The sequence below is a fragment of the Candidatus Rickettsia kedanie genome (genome assembly GCF_045865205.1).
In the GTDB taxonomy this organism is placed as follows: Bacteria; Pseudomonadota; Alphaproteobacteria; order Rickettsiales; family Rickettsiaceae; genus Rickettsia; species Rickettsia australis.
Genome location: NZ_BAABMM010000048.1, coordinates 1 through 3,291, shown reverse-complemented (window position 1 = coordinate 3,291; position 3,291 = coordinate 1). Strand labels below are relative to the sequence as shown.

The following is a 3,291-nucleotide window of genomic DNA, read 5'->3' as shown; positions in this document are numbered from 1 at the left end:
GTCTAAGTTACTACCTGTTGCTTTATCATGGAATATTCTTGATTCTTTTACCTCGGCATCTTTTAAACGTTTTATCTGTAGGTCTAAAAGTTGCTGATTGGTTGATACCCTAGCATAGCCAAATAATCTCATACTGCTTCTAATATATTGTCTATTATATCGATTAGTAGAGAATAATGTCTACTAATAATATTTTTACGATTTAATATACAGTATATTAGATGCTTTTTTAACTGTCTACTAAATTATAATTTAGTAGACACAAAAAATTAAAAATGTTCGAAAACAAAATAATAATTATTTTAATAACAATAGTACTTTTTAGACCTCTACTGCTATTAACTGAGTACTACTACCTATTAGCCCGTAGCCTTCTATAGCAGGGTTTGTCGAGTTAGGCGTATATGTGTCAAATAATAAAGGTTCATGTTGTTCATTACTACCAAAGAATGATGTTACACATTCGGCAATAGGTTCATAAGTACTTGATAAATGCACCGCTGCCTCCTGTAATTTATTTACAGCATTTAGACCATCATCTATAGCTTTACTGAATAATTGCTGATCTTTATTGATGGTATTACTGACTTTGACGATTGTTTCTACTACCTCATATATAATCAAACCATTTTTTACTATACTCTCTAACTTTGTATCAGTAAGAGTCAATTGTTTTGTTTTTGACAACGCTACAGTAGCAAGTACTCCATATTTATTAATCACCTTAGGTATATCTAAGAAATGATTTACTGATGAATATGTTAAAGCTATTGTATCATTTAAACAGTTAAATGCTTGTGTCATTTTAAATTCGTATCCTTCTTGATTGTAACTCATGATAATAATACTTTTTAAATTTAACTTGCCTTACTAAAAACACTAATACCTTATACTTAAGTATAGTACCATATATCGTGGTAATATGTAACATTATGCTCTAGGCAGTATGACTCTGTATCTACTATCTTCCCATCCTTGATGTTCCAGGTTGTGGCGATTTAGATTTTGCTCTACTTGCATTAAGTCGTTCTACGGCCGATGGCTTTCTATTTTCTATATCATTCACTTTAGGGTTAAAAACCTTCATATCTGCTAACTGTATTTTAACTGCATTAGGATATTTTTTGTAAGTTTTAACAAATATATCAGGTTGAACCAATCTATAATCTTGATCTTGTTTAACAATTACTGCCCCCTGCGTAAATTGCTGTGGCGTAGCAGCCGGTCCATAGAATTGTCCATGCCCCTCAATATAGACTGCTTGGCAAATATCACGATCATCTCTTATATGTAAACCACAACATTCTGTTATTTTGTCCCTTTCTATAGACTTCATCTTATTACGTATAAAAGTTTTATCAGAATTATATACATCTCCTAAATCTAATTCATCATATGCAAAGCTCATAATATTTTTTAGATCGTCTAAGGTTAATTGGTCTATGTTTGTATTGCATTTATGTATTGCACTCTTAAGTTTATTTGCCTGTTCTTGATCAACAAGATTAAAAATAATTACTCCTGTCCCATCACCTTGTACTGCCTGTATAGTATTATCTTTGTAGTTATAAAATATAAAGCCTCGTTCTCCTATTGGCTCACCACTCCAGTTATGTATATCATGCCCTTTATTTTTGCCTGCGTTATAAATAAGTCGTTCCCCACCACCTTCTAATTGTGGCACGGGAAGTATAAATTTTTGTGCTGCAGAAATTACATCTATTGCATATACCTCAAAGTCAATCATGGTTGCATCAATTGTTAACATATTCCTCCTCTATTATAATTTGTATCATTCCTTAAGCCAAAACCTCATGACTTTGTACTTCATCATCTATTCCTTCAAGCTCTATTTTCTCCTTTAAAGCTTCCATGCCGCAACTCATATAAGGTGCGAGAACGCTTTCCGCCTCATGTATCTCCATTTCTTTTACTACCTTTTGCCCTTCTGCAAAATCTAGTATTAGCTTCTCTAAGTTCCCATTACTATAATCGTTCACAGCAGTTAAATACTGATCAATATTTCCTGTAAATCAGGATTATCATTTGCAAATGATGTAATATGCTGCTTGATTCCTTCAAGTATCTGCTCTCTATTTGCATTAGTGATAATAGAGTTATTTGCAGTATCATCACCAACATCCTTATTAGCACCCTGAGCTTGTACTAATGTGCTATACTCACTCTCTTCCTCTTTAGCATCTTCATTACCATTTGCTATATCATCAGATGTAACTGTTATAACTTCCTTATTGATGGATTCCGATATCACGAGTCGTATTATCGATCTTGATATTTTCCACTATTTCCTGTTTGATATGCTTGGTTATTCCTAGTCTATCTATTGCTGTTGCCATATTTTGCCTTCTTCTATCCTAAATCTAAATCATTATAATATTTTGTAATAATCTTATGTATTAGTGTGGGTGTACTCAAAGCCGTTAGCTGAATTGTCTTTATGCGGTTTGGATATTTGTCAGCTAATATTCTAAATCCACGATAAATCTTCTTGTAATAATCTAAGTCCTTGATATCAAATCTATTATTGTTTAAATTACTGCTACTATAGTTACTACCATTACGAACTTTTACTTTCTCCACCGCTAATACTGGATCTACATCAATAAAAAACGTAATGTCTGGCATTATAGGTGGCATGAGCTTTTTATGCAAGCTGTATACAAGCTCCATACCTTGCTCAATCTCTAAACCTTGATAACATGCCGTAGAATCAATGAATCTATCGCATATCACCGTATAGCCCGCTTCTATTGCGGGAAGAATCTTTTTTACAATATGATCATAGCGTGATGCCATAACTTGTAATAACGCTGACATCGGCAATAAATCTCTATGTACCAAGATACTTCGCATCTCTTCAGCAATTTCTGTGCCTCCAGGCTCCCTAGTTGACATAACAGGAATATTCCGAGAGACTAAATATTCCTTTAACATGCGGCATTGTGTGGATTTACCACTGCCATCTACACCTTCTAATGTTATAAATATGCCACGTTTAACTCTATTAGTGCTATTTATGATTATTACCGAGAATACTGATTATTTATCTACCTCTGTCTTGATGGACTCTTACTTTGCATGATAGTCGAAACCCAAGATACAGATTCTTTCCTTTCCGCAGCTACTTTACCTTTCGTTGTGAGCTCATTTGTTGAAACTATTTTTTTATTCGATAAATCATCTGTATTTAAAAACTGTAATATCTCAGCTGAATTCATATTTTTAATTTTATTCTCTACATCTACCGACATATCCTGATTATCCTGAATC

7 protein-coding genes are annotated in these 3,291 nt (G+C 33.2%); all 7 read right to left on the bottom strand.

All coding sequences use genetic code 11. From position 1 onward, the window contains the following. The coding region (locus ACKTSD_RS07530) for a recombinase family protein (RefSeq protein ID WP_412708696.1) at positions 1 to 132 on the bottom strand (132 nt) is incomplete at its 3' end. Between the two features lie 189 nt (positions 133 to 321). Further along, entirely contained in the window at positions 322 to 837 is a 516-nt protein-coding gene (locus ACKTSD_RS07525) for a DUF5424 family protein (RefSeq protein WP_412708694.1), read from the bottom strand. A gap of 124 nt (positions 838 to 961) precedes the next feature. Beyond that, entirely contained in the window at positions 962 to 1,768 is an 807-nt protein-coding gene (locus ACKTSD_RS07520) for a hypothetical protein (protein WP_412708693.1), read from the bottom strand. Positions 1,769 to 1,799: 31 nt separating this feature from the next. Continuing rightward, positions 1,800 to 2,000, bottom strand: a complete 201-nt coding sequence (locus ACKTSD_RS07515) for a hypothetical protein (protein ID WP_412708692.1) — start codon at positions 1,998 to 2,000, stop codon at positions 1,800 to 1,802. Between the two features lie 5 nt (positions 2,001 to 2,005). After that, a complete protein-coding gene (locus ACKTSD_RS07510) occupies positions 2,006 to 2,272 on the bottom strand; it encodes a hypothetical protein (protein WP_412708691.1) in 267 nt (88 codons plus the stop codon). A 98-nt stretch (positions 2,273 to 2,370) separates the two neighbouring features. Continuing rightward, on the bottom strand, positions 2,371 to 3,039 hold the full coding sequence (gene tmk, locus ACKTSD_RS07505) for a dTMP kinase (RefSeq protein ID WP_412708695.1): 669 nt from the start codon (positions 3,037 to 3,039) through the stop codon (positions 2,371 to 2,373). A 29-nt stretch (positions 3,040 to 3,068) separates the two neighbouring features. Beyond that, positions 3,069 to 3,291: hypothetical protein (locus tag ACKTSD_RS07500; RefSeq protein WP_412708690.1), on the bottom strand; the 223-nt coding region annotated here is incomplete at its 5' end.